Here is a 15,766-nt window from a genome sequence, read left to right on the forward strand (position 1 = left end):
ACCTTTTTATTAAAATTCTTTTGCGTATTTATTATGTTGCGTAATGTTTTGCTGAATTAACTCCATACGATCTTTTCCGAATTGTTCGACTAGTGCATGTGCAAGTTCCCATGCTACAACAGATTCAGCTACTACCCCTGCAGCTGGTACTGCACAGCTATCAGATCTTTCAATACTCGCTTGGAATGCTTCTTTCGTATCAATATCAACACTTGCTAACGGTTTGTATAATGTAGGTATTGGTTTCATTACACCTCTTACGACAATTGGCATTCCCGTTGTCATACCGCCTTCTAAACCACCGGCATTATTCGTTTTTCTCGTGTATCCTTGTTCTTCATCCCATAAAATTTCATCGTGCACTTTACTTCCTGGCTGTCTTGCTGCTTCAAAACCAATGCCAATTTCAGCACCTTTAAATGCATTAATACTCATAATCGCACCAGCAAGTTTTGCATCTAATTTACGATCGTAATGAACGTAACTACCGACGCCAATTGGCATACCTTCTGCAATGACTTCAACTATACCACCGATTGAATCTCCGCTACTTTTTGCGTTATCAATCGCATCCATCATCTCTTGTTCTACTGTTTTATCTAAACATCGAACTGGTGAGTTTTCAGTAATTATTTGAATTTCTTCAATTGACAAGTTTGAAATATGTTTTGCTTTTACTCCACCAATTTCAAGTACATGCCCTGCAATTTCTACGCCTAATTCTTTTAAAATTTGTTTCGCAACCGCACCAGCAGCTACACGAACTGTCGTTTCTCTTGCAGAAGAGCGCTCTAGTACGTTTCTTATATCACGGTGACCGTATTTAATTGCTCCATTTAAATCCGCATGTCCTGGACGTGGTTTCGTAATTGTACGTTTCATTTCTTTACTTTCTTTTTCCGAAATTGGCTCTGCACCCATTACTTTCGTCCAATGTTTGAAATCATCATTTTTTACGATTAACGTAATGGGTGAGCCAAGTGTCATCCCATGACGAACACCACTTACAATTTCAACTGTATCTGTTTCAATTTGCATACGTCTTCCGCGTCCGTGCCCTTTTTGTCTTCTTAATAATTCTTTATTAATATGTTCCGCCGTCAGCGTTAAACCTGCTGGTACACCTTCTAAAATAACTGTTAACTGCGGTCCATGTGATTCTCCAGCTGTAATGTATCTCATTTCTCTTGCCCCTTTACTATTTTTTTGTACAAAAAAGTCCCTACTGAGCGCTCAGTAGGGACGATATTTATCGCGGTACCACCCTAGTTGTAGACTTCTTTCGTCTACCTCTCTTCTTCTTTAACGATCATTAGACCGTCTTTCCCATCAAAACTTGACGAAAAAGATGCTCCAAGGCTGTAATTCATGCTTACCTTTGTACTGATTCACACCGACCATCAGCTCTCTTTAACAGTGAGATAAGCACTACTGTTTCCTCTTCAACGCATATATAATATGGAATTAAGATAATTTATTTTTGAAACCTTTTAACTCTTCCATGAATCTATGGAATTCCGGAATATCCATTTGTTGTGCAGAATCTGATAATGCAACTGCTGGGTCTGGATGTACTTCAGCCATTACTGCATCTGCGCCAATTGCAAGAGCCGCTTTCGCTGTTGGTAATAATAAATCTCTACGTCCAGTTGAATGCGTTACGTCAACAACAACTGGTAAATGTGTTTCTTTCTTTAAGATCGGTACTGCTGAAATGTCTAATGTGTTACGTGTTGCTCTTTCGTATGTGCGGATACCGCGCTCACAAAGAATAATTTGGTCGTTACCTTGTGCAATGATGTATTCCGCTGCGTTAATGAACTCATCAATTGTTGCTGCTAATCCACGTTTTAATAATACCGGCTTGTTAACTTTACCTACAGCTCGTAGTAAATCGAAGTTTTGCATGTTACGTGCACCAACTTGAATTACATCAACGTAGTCTAATGCCATTTCAACATCGTTTGGATTTAAAATTTCACTAATGATCGCTAAGTCGAACTCATCTGCTACTTGGCGTAAAATTTGTAATCCTTCTACTCCTAAACCTTGGAAATCGTATGGAGATGTTCTCGGTTTGAAAGCACCACCGCGCATTAATTTTAAGCCTTGGTCCTTCATCGCTTGCCCTACTTGGCGAACTTGCTCTAAGCTTTCGACCGCACAAGGTCCCATAATGAACGTTTGTGTGCCGTTACCAATCAATTCACCTTTTACATCAACGATTGTGTTTTCTTGTTTCTTTTTACGTGATACTAGTAATGCTTTACGGTTATCATCTTCTTGTAATTCTAAGCTAGCTTTGAAGATTGTTTTGAAAATATGTTGAACCGTTGACGTTTCGAATGGTCCTTCGTTATTCTCTGCGATCATATCAAGTACTTCACGCTCACGTACTGGATCAAAACGTTTCGTACCTTGTACTTGCTTTTGCTCCCCAATTTTTTGAACGATTTCACCACGTTTGTTTAAAAGGTGTAATAGTTGTAAGTTAATTTCATCTACCTGTTTACGTAATTGATCTAATTCATGATTTGCCATTTGGAAATCCTCCTCTAATGTTTTAAAAGTATAGTAAGAGAATGAAAAATTCTCTATTTTCTGAACTGGTCAATTATACAAATTCAAAGTGGAATCGATACCTCTTCTTATTTTAAACTAATAATTCGTACAAAGACACTCTCTACTAGTTAAAAACCCACTTTTTTTGTACAAAAAATCCCTACTGATGCAATCAGTAGGGACGATATTTATCGCGGTACCACCCTAGTTGTAGACTTCTTTCGTCTACCTCTCTTCATTGTTAACGATCATCTGACCGTCTTTCCCTTCATAAAGATAAATACTATCTTTACTACGAAAAAGATGCTCTAGGACTGTAATTCGCTCTTGTTTTTGTACTGGTTCACACCGACCACCAGCTCTCTGTTACAGGGAAACAACAACTACTGCTTTTCCTTTCAACGCATGCATATTTAATTTTCAAGTTGGGCCACTAAAATACAAAAAGTCCCTACTGAATAAATCAGTAGGGACGATATTTATCGCGGTACCACCCTAGTTGTAGACTAAATTTCTGTCTACCTCTCTTCACTGTTAACGATCAATTGACCGCTTTTTCTTCATAAAGACAATACTATCTTTACTACGAAAAAGATGCTCCAAGACTGTAATTCATGATTATCCCTGTACTGGTTCACACCAACCACCAGCTCTCTGTTACAGTAAGACTAACCACTACTGTGATCTCTTCATTGCACTTTGTTTATTCAAATGTTTTTTGAAATTGAATAAGTATGATTCGTATTATAGAACGCTTTTCAAAACACTGTCAACAACTTTTTATATATTTTTTTAAATTACATTTTTGCCCTACATTTCTTCTTGTAAATTCTCCAGAACAATTCCGATGCGAATTATCTCATTATCTATTGCATTTATTACACATTTTTCTACTCTATACCCGATTAATAATTCTTTTATTTGAATGATTTCCGTTTCAAGTAAATTAGCTTCCTGAAGCGTTTGCAGTAAAGTGAAAAATACGTTTGCATACAACTCTTTATACATCTTTATACTCTCAGTCTTTTCAAGTATTTCATGAAATAACTGTTTTAACTCCGTTTGATTCCCTTTTCCACCCACGTCCGAAAATGTTTTACAAATGATAGATAATCCTCTTTCTACTATTTCATCCATAAATAAAATAATACGTAAAAGCATTACATATTCTCTAGCTGTGATTCCCCCCATTTTCGGTCGCTCTCGCAAAAATATACTGAGCCAAGCTGCCCAAAATTTTTGTTGTTCTTTTGCACTTAACGTTTTGACATAATAGCATAAGAACTGCATAAATTTAATTTTATTTTCTTCATTTTCTCGTATAAGTAAAGGGTATAACCAATCTGTTTTTTGCTCCCAATACAGTACACATTTAATAAATACAAAACTGAGCCATTTTAAGAAAGCTTCCCTCGTATGCGGATGTAATACTTTCAAATGTTCTACCGCATACTTAATAAATCGCTTCATTTCTGTAAATAAAGGTAAATTGATTTGTGTGTAACATAGGCCAGCCCATGCATATTTCGTAATCTCATTTTCCTTCTTTAACTCTAAGTACGGTAACAAATATTTTCGGCACCATTGCTTCTCAATATGATAAAGAAATGTAATATCTGCTACTAAACGAGCTATCATAAAATTTGTCCGTTCTGTACTAATTCTTACTTGTTCTTCAAACAAAAATAAATATTCATACACATTACGATCGTATAAATGATCATATGATAACAGTTTTAATAATACTGCTGTCATTTTCCCAACAGGATGCTGAATCGATTCATTGTAAAAATCTTGTTTTGCCAGCTTAAAATCCGTGTCACTTTTCATGACTTGAGGGAATACCGAAAAAGCAAACCGCTTTACATTGCGTATACTATTTTCCTCTAACTCTTCTAATCGATTACTAATTTCATATAGAAAGCTACTAATTAACCAATGAAAAGCTGTATTTCTAACGAATTTCTGTAATAGAGGAATAACTTTTTGTATTTGTTCATTTGTCAGTCCTCGGTTATTTCGCCACTCCCTAATACAAACAAACCATACTTCATTACTTATTTCGTGCATTCCAACTAATTGATATGCAAATGAAATACTCCATTCTGTATTCAATTTACATGCTTTCGATAACATCTCTAAAAAATGACGTTGTTCAAAAACACCATCTTGAGAAAATTGCTGAACTTGCTTCATAATTTCATCGTCTTTTAGTTGCAATAATCCATCAGCTGTCACATTACAAGTAATACTTTGTTCTGCCGCCTCTTTCTTTTGTACACTGTATCGCTCAGAATGAAAATGAGGATGTTTTTGCTTCATTAACTCGTAACCTTTTGCTGTAGATGGACTATTCGAATCACAAGTGAATAATAAATCCAACACGAAACAAACATCAAATGCTCTTTCCTCCGCAAGGTCCTTTAATACAATTTGAATGACTTCTTCCTTTGTTTTTTCTAAAGAGAGTGCGAAATGATTTTTTATAAGTTGAAAAACTTCTTGTTTATACGTGACGTCTAAAAGAATTCCTTCCTGTAACAACCATTTCATTTTCTCATCGGCGCTAACAAATATATTTTTATTCATCGCATCAATTGCAATTCGGTTTTGAAGTATGCTGTTTGCTTCTATCATTTCTGTAATATAATAATTTGCTTTTTTCTCATCGTTTTCACATAGATAGGCTAAACATTCTTTTACAATTTGAATTAAAAATGCAAGATCATTTTGCTGAAACTCTTTTTCCACATTTTCCTTATCCCTTTTTTTCAGTGCTGTTTGCCTTAGTGATAACATCCGCAACTTCTCTATTCCCATCATCATAATTGGAACGGCGTAATAAGAAATATGCGGTCTCATCTTTTCATTCCAAATTTGCTCCACATAAGAAAATATAGACACGGGTAAACGACTCGATTCCTCAAGTTCTATTGATTCCCCGGTATCATTTCCCCACTTTCTTTCACGCTTCAACTTAAGTTTTCCGTCCAAAATAAACGTTAATAACAATAAAGCGATTTCTTTATGCTCAGGAAAAGAACATTTTTGCAATAAGTAAGAAATTGTTTCAATCGATTTACTATCTTTTTCAGCTGTTTCTAATAAAAGCAGTGTCCATCTTGCAAACAACAACGGGTCCATTTTCATTTTCGTTTCGTTTAAGTAGCTACAAATTGTTCTCCATAATAACGGAGATAGTTTAGAGTGATTTTTAAAAATTAATTGAAATAATTCTTTTTGATGACTAAAAAGAAATTGTTCCACTAACCATTTTGCAAGTAATTCATCTACCTCGTTATAGTTTGATGTAATTAAAAATAAATTTTGTAATTTCCCTTCCGCTTCAAGCCATTCCACCCATTCATAATCGTGAGCAAATTCAACGAAGTAGCGGACTGTTTCAATTTTTTTTATGGATTGTTTTATGTATGATAATTGTTCCTGCTCTACTGACGGCGGAACTGTTACTATGTCACGAATTCGCATTCGTTTTGTAATATAATTATCCCCCATTAACTCCGCCCATCGTTTTACTGCTTTAACGAGAGATTGATGATTATTACCTTTATTCGGATATACAATCGGCCGTATTCCTAAATGCTCCCAGTGGTACGTATTTTCCCCTTGTGCGACAAATGCATAACGTCTTGTACTTGGTGGTAAACCAGTTGCTAAATATTTCATTACTGGATCATTATGGCTATATCCAACGAACAAAACGGTATAATTCGAGAATAAATCAACTAAAAATCTTCTCGCCCATCCTTCCGTCAAGTAAGCCCTTCCAAAATCACCATCTGTTAAAATTAATGCTTCTTTCTCTTGTTCTATATTGCCATGTATGTAAGCGAGTCCTTTAAACGCTCTACCTGTAGGTAACGCAGGTGCGTAATATACGTTTAATTCTCTATTCATTTCTTTCATCGCAGTTGTAAAATGTCGATCAAAATTTGTTGTTACAATGCGGACTTCTGTATCTAAAGGAAACAACCTCGGAATCGCATAATGAAGCGGATTCGGCTTTGACTTTTCAATATGAACTAAATCTCTTGCAACTTGATGTACATCTTTTGTTTTCGCAATTTTACCAAGATAATAATCATGCGGTTCTGTAATTTCACGTTTTTCGACATATAACGTTTTTGCAATTTCATCAACTAAATCATCAAAATTCGGTAAGTTTGATTTCCCTTTCATAGAAACTCCCGCTCCAACAAATAGCACTAACTTTCCTTTTTCAAGATGATCAATTAACTCGTCTGGAATTTCTACTTCTGAAGTAATCCACACCGAGGATTCCCCCTTACCTAAAAATGTCATATACTCTCATTTTACTATAACATTTTTCCTTTGTTTTTTTAATATTTAGACAAATAATTGACATGAAAAAGTTTTATGTAAATATATCCGTTACAATGTATGAACTCCTATATTTATTGCAAAACTATGGATAAAACGGAGGTGTAAATTTTGAATGATTTCACAGTAGTGCTTATCAAGTTTATATCGTGCATTATCGCATTTAGTATCGGACTCGCTTTATTTTTCCCAGCAACGTTCGTCCAAATTATTTCGTTCAGTCTCTTCGTTACAATCGTATCTTATATGTTCGTTGATAAAATTATTTTAAATCGAATTGGCAATACTGGTGCCATTATGTCGGATTTCTTACTAACATATTTAAGCGTATGGATTTTCGGTAATATTTTATTGGACAACTATATGCAAATTGCATGGGGAAGCATCCTTTCCGCGATTGTCTTTACATTATCAGAAGTAATCGTTCATCGCTTCTCTAGCTCCCGCACAAGGCACCACAACGATAATATTCATATTAATCGACGTTTCGCATATGGTACGGAGTTTGCGGAAGAACAGAATATATTGGATAAAGATAAGAAGAAATAATATTTTGATACAGGAGCGCCCTTTTTAATTATGTGGAGCTCCTTTTTTTGTGTTTTTATTATGGTACGTGAAATTATATCAACGATTTTTCAAATATATCAACGATTATTGCAATATATCGACGTTTCGACAAAGGATATCGACTTACCGACATTATTTGACACGATTTCCTCTAATAAAAAACTGCCTCTTATTTAGAGACAGTTTCTTTCAAATCTTTTAACGTAACAACATTAGCAAACGCTCCAAACACTACGTTATGATGCTTCACAATGTCTTCAGCACGTAACACCTCTGTATCAAACGTACTATGTGCATCGCTCACTAACGTTACTTTATACCCTTCACTAAACGCTCTGCGCGTTGTCGTATCCACACAGTACTCTGTTTGCATTCCTGAAAGAATAACGTGTTCAATCCCTTTTTCTTGTAACACTTCGTTTAAGTTTGTCTTATAAAATGAATCTGGCGCCGTTTTTTCAACGATACTGTCTCCCTCTAGTGGAGCAATTGCTGCATGGATTTTCCACCCATCTGTACCTTTTTCTAACGGATGGTCTTTCGGTCCATTGTGTTGCACATAAATTACCGGAATATCATTTGAACGGCATTTCTCAATAAGCTCTTGTAATGTCTCTAAAAACTTTTCCCCATTATGTACTGGCATTCCTGCTGTATACATACCTGCTTGCACATCGATTACTATTAATGCTTTTTTCATTTCGTGCAGCCCCCTTTTATTTATATTCCATCATCCAACAATCTTCTAATACCCCTTCATGCAGTTCATGTTCCTTTAAAAACTTCACCTTTTTAAATCCGCATTTTTCATAACACTTTATTGCACGTTCATTATTTACTTTCGGGTCCATTGCGATTGCTTCTGCTCCCGTGTTCTCCATAATATATGTAATTGCTGCCTGAACAAGTTTAGTTCCAATTCCCTTTTCCCAATAGGCGGGTTCTCCAATAAATTGATCCATCCCCCATACATTTTGCAATTCTTCATAGCCATATAATGTTTTCCACTCCGAATCAACTGGATACATTTGAATATAACCAATCGGCACATCATCAAACTCTATTAAGCACCTTTTTTCAGGACTATTTGGATTATGTATAAAATGATTCAGTACCATTTCTACTGATTGCGGATCATCTCGTCCTTCGTAATACTGCAGTACTTCTGGGTCTGTTAACCATTTTGAAATGATTGGTGCATCCTCTTCTACTACATACCTAACCGATACATTATCTTTTTGAAATAGCATATAGTACCTCTTTTTAATTCTTTATATTTTTTCTTGTAGTGAAATCTTTCATTGCACCTATTAGTGCGTATGGTAACAATGTAATGGCAAAAAATGCTGTAAACACATTAAAATGAGGAATTTTATATGGCGTGAACCATTCTGTAAAAAATTGAGAATTTAATACTCTATTAAAGAATTCTCCGCCAGGTCTAAAGTTTGGTGCCCATGCAGTTACTTCACAAATAATAAACAACAATTGTACAATTATAAATACCCCAAGATAGCGAAACCATGTTCGTTTCCAAATTGGCTGCGCCTTATTTAATTTCGCTTCCATTTCGCCCCCACCTTTTTTATTTACATCATATTAATTATACACTTTCTACGTTTCATTTGTTAAAATTTTCTATATAATCATTCACGTTGGGGGAATACATTATGTCTAATCCTATAAAATCAACATTAATCATCCTTAGAGGAAACTCCGCAAGTGGTAAAACAACAATCGCAAAGCAACTACAAGAACATTTCGGACAAGGCACACTTTTAGTATCGCAGGATGTTGTACGTAGAGATATGCTTAGAGTACACGACACGATCGGTAATTTATCACACGATTTACTATTTGAAATTACAAAGTACGGAAAAGGGAAATGTGAGTTTGTTATTTTAGAAGGTATTTTAAACAGTCGTAGATACGGTGATATGCTGAAAGAATTAATACATTTTTTTGAAGGAAACGCGTATACATATTACTTTGATTTATCGTTAAAAGAAACGATTCGACGACATAACACAAGGGAAAAGCGGCATGAATTTGGTGAGGATTCCCTACAAAAATGGTATAATCCGCACGATACAATCGAAGTTACTAGAGAAACTATTTTTACAGATAACTTCACACAAAAAGATATATTTGATGCAATTCTTAATGATGTGATGGTACGAAAATAAGACCGACAGAATATGTCAGTCTTATTTTCATTATGTTATATTCTAGATTTATTATAAAATCTTCACTTTAACTGTTTGTCTTCCCCAATTCATCGCTTTACTTTTTGAACCCATTAATACATCAATGCGATTACCTTTAATTGCACTTCCGGTATCTCCAGCGATTGCTTCTCCATAACCTTCTACCCATACTTTAGATCCTAATGGGATTACTTTCGGATCTACTGCAATAATTCTCATATTCGGATTAGCCGTTAAATCATGCCCCATCGCAGTTAAAACGCGTCCACCATATGTACCATTCTCACTCGGATCAGCAGTATATGCTGTCGCCACCACCGTTAATTCACGTTTAGCAGACTGCACGTTATTTTTAGACTCTTCTTTTGCCTTTAGTGCTTCTCGTGCTTTTTCCTCTTCCTTGGCTTTGGCTATTTCTCGTGCTTTCGCTTCTTCCTTAGCCTTTGCTATTTCTCGTGCTTTCGCTTCTTCCTTAGCTTTGGCTATTTCTTGCGCTTTTGCTTCTTCTTTAGCTTTGGCTATTTCTCGTGCTTTTGCTTCTTCCTTAGCTTTGGCTATTTCTTGCGCTTTTGCTTCTTCTTTAGCTTTGGCTATTTCTCGTGCTTTTGCTTCTTCTTTAGCCTTTTCTATTTCTCGTGCTTTCGCCTCTTCCTTAGCTTTGGCTATCTCTTGTGCTTTTACTTCTTCCTTAGCCTTTGCTATTTCCTGTACTTTCGCTTCTTCCTTAGCTTTTGCTACTTCTTGCACTTTCACTTCTTCCTTAGCTTTTGCTACTTCTTGCACTTTCACTTCTTCTTTAGGTTTCGCTACTTCTTGCACTTTCACTTCTTCCTTAGGTTTCGCTACTTCTTGCACTTTCACTTCTTCCTTAGCCTTTGCTACTTCTTGCACTTTCACTTCTTCTTTAGGTTTCGCTACTTCTTGCACTTTCACTTCTTCCTTAGGTTTCGCTACTTCTTGCACTTTCACTTCTTCCTTAGGTTTCGCTACTTCTTGCACTTTCACTTCTTCCTTAGGTTTCGCTACTTCTTGCACTTTCACTTCTTCCTTAGGTTTTATTGTTTCTTTTGCCTTTGTTATCTTCTGTGTTTTAGCTTCTTCCTTAGCTTTAACCGATTTTTGTACTTTCGCTACTTGCTTCGTTTTCTCGTCAGCCTTTTTTTCAATTGGTGCTTTACTTGATAAGAAAGAAACATTTACATAAGCTGTTTTTCCCTTATACTCAAATTGTAGCCATCCGTCTTTTACTTGATTCGTTGATTCAATTACATCATCTTTTTTCAGTCTGCCAAGAATTTTTGATTCTGTGTTTGATTCAGAACGTACATTTAACAAATCTGCTGTTACATGGTAAATATCTTTAGTAAACTCTGAGCTTACAAATACTTCTTTACCATTTAACTCAATTTTTGACCAGCCATCTTCGGTATTGATGACTTTTAACTCTTCCCCGTTTTTTACTTTTTCGACCACTTTTGATTCCGTAGTCGGTTTTTCACGTACGTTGAGTACATCTGCTGTTACGATTGTTTCTGCAGTAGCAGTTGTAGTAAATGCTCCCAATCCGAAAACAGTTGCTGTTGCTGCGCCAATTACTTTTTTCATATTAACCTCCATTATATTTTTTGAATTCTATCAAATACTCCCATCAAATCAAGAGATTTAATGAAAGCATTCGCAACAGGTATATTAATACGGCTTAATATACTGTTATTAAAACTCCTTACTCCAATACTATCAAATTCTCATTTCTAATTCTATATATTATAAGTTTCCTTATTTTTTATAAACGTTTTATGCCCTTCTTCACACTATATAGTTGTCGCAATTCCCGCCAAAAACAAACTGACGATTGCTAAAAATTGAGTAGCGACTATAGCTCTCCTCATGATCTTTCACACTATATTCGCTCGTTTTTCACAAAAGGTTCATTTTACATGAAAATTTATTTATTACAATAAAAATATAAGGTATATTTTTATACAAAGGAGGATTTCAAGAATGAATAAAGAAGATAAAATTCATGCTGAAAAAGTATTGAAAAATCTCTTCATCGGATCACAAGTTGATGGATTACAATTTGGTATTTCTTCAGGCACTATAAAGATTCATTTCACAAACTTTCACGACTCCGTTGATTATGACGGACAATTATATATCAATATCGAATCAAAATGGTTTTTATTTAATAAATCTACAAAAAGACACCCATTAAATGAAGATGACTTTGAAGATTATTCTGAGGAAGAGGAATATGAGAGAATATTTGAGATAAGAAGACAAAAAGTTACCGATATACAACTCGGCTTAGAAAGCCCTCATTTAATTATTACATTAGAGAGTGGAAAAATTATTTTTGTAAATGGTTTTCATGATTATTATGAATGTTGGCAAGCTGGTGTCCAATATGAGCAATGGCTTGTAGTTGCTGCACCTAGGAATGAAATCGCCACTTGGACTCCCGATGAGTTTATCGATAAATAAACTGGTTTCACGAAGAAGAACCGAAGATATTTTATGAAGTACTATACTAATGAACTACATAACTATTTCTATTACACGTAAACAAAATGACTATTTTACTTTAATAGAACTCACTTTATTAAAGCTGAAAGGATGATATGGATGGCATGTGTCCATGATTTTGGAATAATTGATGATTTTACTTCTCGAAAAAATTACGAGGATTATACACCAGAGAAATATCATTGTATTTCTGTTGATGATGATATTATCAGTAGTTTAAATCAAAATTTATCAATTATGAAAACCTACTTCCATACAGTCAAAAATCAGGAATACGGTTTAGTCTATTATGGTATTACAATTATCCCACCTGAATCATTAGCAATATTCTATGAAACAGTTACATCTTCAAAGTTCTTCAAAAGTTCTGATGAGCTGAATGCGTTAGCTTCAAAAATTGTACAAGCTAAAGCAGAACAAAAGTACATGATCCATTATGGGGTTTAAATGTAATACAAAAAACGCTTAGGATTTCTCCCAAGAGTTTTTTGTATAGTACTAATAAATTTATTCCTTAGTCATTTAGTAAATGCTTGAACCTATCCCCTCACCTTTTACAAGTAAGGGCGCCCCTATTAATCTAAATAAGCGTCTCCTTCCCAAGCTTCCAACTAAACCATCTCCCATGCCCTTCCGTTTCTCCAACCGTTTCACGATATTCGTTTCCGTTAATATAATAATCAATATGAAGGTCCCGGTCCCACATGTTGTTATATAGGTGGAATACATCGCGTTTTGCACCAATTTCTTGGATTTGTTTTTCCAGTTTACGTTTTACTTGTTCTGGTATTTGATTGGCGACGTGTGTATGGAAAATGCAGATAACAGCATCTTCACTTATTTGTTCAATAATAGATGGTAATAGCTCTACACCGTCTCCTTCTATTAATTGAACAGATTTATTTTTTACTAAAGATGCAGCTTGGTCAAACAGTTCAAGCCTTTCTTTATGTTCTGGCCAAATGAGTGCACGTAGCCATAAATAATCTTCATTACTATGTAGATCGTTTACATGTAAATCTAGTCCGATTCTTTCTACGACAGGTGGACTTTCTTTTAAAAGTTGAGGCACATTTTCCCCTCTTATTTCAGAAGTTACATGTACATTCGAATTTATATTTCCGTAACTTTCACCTGTACCGTACGAATAGCTATATTGGTCCCAAAATAGTTGTAATCCAGAACTTGTCCCAATTTCTATTAAAGCTAACGGTTTATTCACTTTGTTAAATATGTAATTGAAACTTGGATATAAGTACGCACATCGTCTTACTTCATTCGTTTGAACAAGTTTCGTTTGTAATAAAGTAATGATTTCCTCTCTGTACATTTTACAGAAATCTTTAAAATGATGAAAAGCTTGATCTAAATCCGTATTAGCACTTTCAACTAAGCTACTATAATACGTTTTCAGATGATGTTCTTTCCCTGCTAGTAATAAATAATGTACGGCACCTAATAATAAGTTTGGGACTGGTTGACCTGCTTGAGCGTAGGAAGATAGTGTAAGTACTTCCTCATCTTCAGCAATTTGTATTGCTAAGTATTCATATAAGTCACTTGACCCTTTACATTCCTTTATTGAAAAATTTCGAAATAAGTTTGCGATTTGTTCTTGTGTACGCATGTGTATCCCTCCTTTTAACTTTCAGAATAATCATACAATAAACAGGGCAAAAAATCCCATAAAAAGGTATCCTTTCTACTCACTTTTGGATACGTAAGCTTTTTCGAGATAATTTCAAACTGTAATTTTTTTCTATTCATTAACTGAAAAGTGCTTGTTAAATAAGAATTTTGGCAAATAAAGCGTTAAATATTTTAAAATTATCAGATAACACTAGATATTTTAGTCTATTAATTATTATAATAGAGTATGAGATGGTTATATAATTGAGACAAAAAAGGTAAATACCTAGGTGGGGCCTAGGCGGTGTTTCTCTTTTACGGCTTAGACATAGAAAACACCTACTCTTTTTTGCCAATATAGGGGATGGAGAGATTATCATGAGCAACATGCAGCAAAAAACAGACGTTATCTTAATTGGTGCAGGAATTATGAGTGCAACGTTAGGCTCATTACTAAAAGAATTAGCACCTGAATGGGAAATTAAAGTTTTTGAAAAACTTGCAAGTGCCGGGGAAGAAAGCTCTAACGAATGGAATAATGCAGGTACAGGGCATTCTGCACTATGCGAACTGAACTATACTTCCGAAAAATCTGACGGATCTATAGATATTAGTAAGGCTGTAAAAGTGAATGAGCAATTCCAGCTTTCAAGACAATTTTGGGCATATCTTGTAAAAAGCAAATTAATTCGTAATCCACAAGATTTCATTATGCCTCTACCTCATATGAGTTTAGTACAAGGTGAAAAAAATGTTCAGTTTCTAAAAAACCGTTTTGAAGCGCTTTCAAAAAATCCACTGTTTCAAGGAATGGAATTTTCCGATGCTCCTGAAACATTAAAAAAATGGCTTCCACTCATTATGGAAGGTCGTACATCTAATGAACCGATGGCTGCAACGAAGATTGACTCTGGAACTGATGTTAACTTCGGTGCATTAACACGTATGCTGTTTGATTACTTAAAAACGAAAGATGTCGAGCTAAACTACAAACATAGTGTCGAAAATATTAAACGCACGAAGAATGGTTTGTGGGAAGTAAAAGTACACGATATGAATAGTGGTAAAATCGAGCATCATACTGCAAAATTCGTCTTTATCGGCGGCGGCGGCGGTAGTCTACCTCTACTACAAAAGACTGGTATTCCTGAATCAAAACATATCGGTGGATTCCCAGTAAGTGGACTATTTATGGTATGTAAAAACCAAAAAGTTGTAGAGCAACATCATGCGAAAGTATACGGTAAAGCTAAAGTTGGCGCTCCGCCAATGTCTGTACCTCATCTTGATACGAGATATATAGACAATAAAAAAGCTTTACTATTTGGACCGTTCGCAGGGTTCTCTCCTAAGTTCTTAAAAACTGGTTCAAACCTTGACTTAATTGGTTCTGTAAAACCGAATAACGTCTTAACGATGTTAGCTGCTGGTGTAAAAGAAATGGGACTAACAAAATACTTAATTCAGCAAGTTATGTTATCACACGAAAAACGTATGGAAGAATTACGCGAATTCATTCCGAACGCAAAAAGTGAAGATTGGGATATTGTAGTTGCTGGTCAACGTGTACAAGTAATTAAAGATACTGATGCTGGCGGTAAAGGAACACTTCAATTCGGTACAGAAGTTGTTAGTGCGGCTGATGGATCAATCGCAGCATTACTAGGTGCTTCACCGGGTGCTTCTACTGCCGTTCATGTTATGCTTGAAGTATTAGAAAAATGTTTCCCAAGCCGAATGGTAGAATGGGAAGGAAAAATAAAAGAAATGATTCCTTCTTACGGCATTTCATTAACAGAAAATCCAAGATTATTCCAAGACCTCCACACTTCTACAGGTCGTACCCTTGGATTAAATGAAAAAGAAACAGTTCATAATTAATGAAGAAATAAAAACGTCCGATACATTCG

Annotated in this window: 13 protein-coding genes, 1 pseudogene and 3 other annotated features; of the genes and pseudogenes, 5 read left to right on the forward strand and 9 right to left on the reverse strand. The window is 35.2% G+C overall.

What is annotated here, in order from left to right; genetic code table 11:
* Positions 1-9 precede the first annotated feature (9 nt).
* From aroC to RCJ96_RS16130, 3 genes are all read right to left on the reverse strand, one after another.
* Positions 10-1,182: a chorismate synthase gene (gene aroC / locus RCJ96_RS16120; protein ID WP_416504613.1), complete on the reverse strand. Its 1,173-nt coding sequence runs from the start codon at positions 1,180-1,182 to the stop codon at positions 10-12.
* A 53-nt stretch (positions 1,183-1,235) separates the two neighbouring features.
* Positions 1,236-1,455 (reverse strand) — a binding site (T-box leader).
* A 9-nt stretch (positions 1,456-1,464) separates the two neighbouring features.
* Positions 1,465-2,541, reverse strand: coding sequence for a bifunctional 3-deoxy-7-phosphoheptulonate synthase/chorismate mutase (locus RCJ96_RS16125; RefSeq protein WP_001273582.1), 1,077 nt, complete (start codon positions 2,539-2,541; stop codon positions 1,465-1,467).
* A gap of 195 nt (positions 2,542-2,736) precedes the next feature.
* Positions 2,737-2,973: a binding site (T-box leader), on the reverse strand.
* 54 nt (positions 2,974-3,027) lie between these two features.
* Positions 3,028-3,264 (reverse strand) — a binding site (T-box leader).
* A 108-nt stretch (positions 3,265-3,372) separates the two neighbouring features.
* Entirely contained in the window at positions 3,373-6,885 is a 3,513-nt protein-coding gene (locus tag RCJ96_RS16130; RefSeq protein WP_416504612.1) for a DUF4020 domain-containing protein, read from the reverse strand.
* A 150-nt stretch (positions 6,886-7,035) separates the two neighbouring features.
* Here RCJ96_RS16130 and RCJ96_RS16135 point away from each other — a divergent pair, with 150 nt between their 5' ends.
* Positions 7,036-7,473 (forward strand): YndM family protein, encoded by a 438-nt coding sequence (locus RCJ96_RS16135; protein WP_000997708.1) that lies wholly within the window; start codon positions 7,036-7,038, stop codon positions 7,471-7,473.
* A gap of 190 nt (positions 7,474-7,663) precedes the next feature.
* Here the strand turns inward: RCJ96_RS16135 and RCJ96_RS16140 are convergent, their stop codons facing one another.
* The 3 genes from RCJ96_RS16140 to RCJ96_RS16150 are packed head-to-tail and all read right to left on the reverse strand — an operon-like array spanning position 7,664 to position 9,063.
* Complete coding sequence (locus RCJ96_RS16140) at positions 7,664-8,194, reverse strand: cysteine hydrolase family protein (protein ID WP_270795951.1); 531 nt, start codon at positions 8,192-8,194, stop codon at positions 7,664-7,666.
* A gap of 16 nt (positions 8,195-8,210) precedes the next feature.
* On the reverse strand, positions 8,211-8,744 hold the full coding sequence (locus tag RCJ96_RS16145) for a GNAT family N-acetyltransferase (protein WP_074609162.1): 534 nt from the start codon (positions 8,742-8,744) through the stop codon (positions 8,211-8,213).
* Between the two features lie 13 nt (positions 8,745-8,757).
* Positions 8,758-9,063, reverse strand: a complete 306-nt coding sequence (locus RCJ96_RS16150; protein WP_000387607.1) for a YfzA family protein — start codon at positions 9,061-9,063, stop codon at positions 8,758-8,760.
* 101 nt (positions 9,064-9,164) lie between these two features.
* Here RCJ96_RS16150 and RCJ96_RS16155 point away from each other — a divergent pair, with 101 nt between their 5' ends.
* Positions 9,165-9,680, forward strand: a complete 516-nt coding sequence (locus RCJ96_RS16155) for a kinase (protein WP_071735995.1) — start codon at positions 9,165-9,167, stop codon at positions 9,678-9,680.
* Positions 9,681-9,731: 51 nt separating this feature from the next.
* Here RCJ96_RS16155 and entB read toward each other — a convergent pair whose 3' ends face one another.
* Together entB and RCJ96_RS16165 are read right to left on the reverse strand one after the other, a co-directional pair.
* Complete coding sequence (gene entB / locus RCJ96_RS16160; RefSeq protein WP_446699817.1) at positions 9,732-11,306, reverse strand: cell wall-binding protein EntB; 1,575 nt, start codon at positions 11,304-11,306, stop codon at positions 9,732-9,734.
* Between the two features lie 206 nt (positions 11,307-11,512).
* A pseudogene (locus RCJ96_RS16165) lies at positions 11,513-11,590 on the reverse strand (nitroreductase); the annotation flags it as partial.
* Positions 11,591-11,702: 112 nt separating this feature from the next.
* On the opposite strand from RCJ96_RS16165, the gene RCJ96_RS16170 reads away from it, so the two are divergent.
* A complete protein-coding gene (locus RCJ96_RS16170) occupies positions 11,703-12,185 on the forward strand; it encodes a hypothetical protein (RefSeq protein ID WP_270795954.1) in 483 nt (160 codons plus the stop codon).
* Between the two features lie 141 nt (positions 12,186-12,326).
* Positions 12,327-12,674 (forward strand): short-chain dehydrogenase, encoded by a 348-nt coding sequence (locus RCJ96_RS16175; RefSeq protein ID WP_270795957.1) that lies wholly within the window; start codon positions 12,327-12,329, stop codon positions 12,672-12,674.
* 133 nt (positions 12,675-12,807) lie between these two features.
* Here RCJ96_RS16175 and RCJ96_RS16180 read toward each other — a convergent pair whose 3' ends face one another.
* The gene (locus tag RCJ96_RS16180) at positions 12,808-13,854 is read right to left on the reverse strand and encodes a DUF2332 domain-containing protein (RefSeq protein WP_416504122.1); all 1,047 of its coding nucleotides are present in this window, start codon (positions 13,852-13,854) and stop codon (positions 12,808-12,810) included.
* 380 nt (positions 13,855-14,234) lie between these two features.
* On the opposite strand from RCJ96_RS16180, the gene RCJ96_RS16185 reads away from it, so the two are divergent.
* Positions 14,235-15,737 carry a malate:quinone oxidoreductase gene (locus RCJ96_RS16185; RefSeq protein WP_000069165.1) on the forward strand — a complete coding sequence of 501 codons (1,503 nt, stop codon included), beginning with the start codon at positions 14,235-14,237 and terminating at the stop codon, positions 15,735-15,737.
* Positions 15,738-15,766: the final 29 nt, after the last annotated feature.

The organism is Bacillus sp. BSL6, from assembly GCF_052928345.1.

Bases quoted from the DNA above. Each gene is read 5' to 3' on its own strand.
- RCJ96_RS16125 (WP_001273582.1), bottom strand. From the start codon at position 2,541: ATGGCAAATCATGAATTAGATCAATTACGTAAACAGGTAGATGAAATT.
- entB (WP_446699817.1), bottom strand. From the start codon at position 11,306: ATGAAAAAAGTAATTGGCGCAGCAACAGCAACTGTTTTCGGATTGGGA.
- RCJ96_RS16170 (WP_270795954.1), top strand. From the start codon at position 11,703: ATGAATAAAGAAGATAAAATTCATGCTGAAAAAGTATTGAAAAATCTC.
- RCJ96_RS16150 (WP_000387607.1), bottom strand. From the start codon at position 9,063: ATGGAAGCGAAATTAAATAAGGCGCAGCCAATTTGGAAACGAACATGG.
- RCJ96_RS16155 (WP_071735995.1), top strand. From the start codon at position 9,165: ATGTCTAATCCTATAAAATCAACATTAATCATCCTTAGAGGAAACTCC.
- RCJ96_RS16185 (WP_000069165.1), top strand. From the start codon at position 14,235: ATGAGCAACATGCAGCAAAAAACAGACGTTATCTTAATTGGTGCAGGA.
- RCJ96_RS16175 (WP_270795957.1), top strand. From the start codon at position 12,327: ATGGCATGTGTCCATGATTTTGGAATAATTGATGATTTTACTTCTCGA.
- RCJ96_RS16130 (WP_416504612.1), bottom strand. From the start codon at position 6,885: ATGACATTTTTAGGTAAGGGGGAATCCTCGGTGTGGATTACTTCAGAA.
- RCJ96_RS16180 (WP_416504122.1), bottom strand. From the start codon at position 13,854: ATGCGTACACAAGAACAAATCGCAAACTTATTTCGAAATTTTTCAATA.
- aroC (WP_416504613.1), bottom strand. From the start codon at position 1,182: ATGAGATACATTACAGCTGGAGAATCACATGGACCGCAGTTAACAGTT.
- RCJ96_RS16140 (WP_270795951.1), bottom strand. From the start codon at position 8,194: ATGAAAAAAGCATTAATAGTAATCGATGTGCAAGCAGGTATGTATACA.
- RCJ96_RS16145 (WP_074609162.1), bottom strand. From the start codon at position 8,744: ATGCTATTTCAAAAAGATAATGTATCGGTTAGGTATGTAGTAGAAGAG.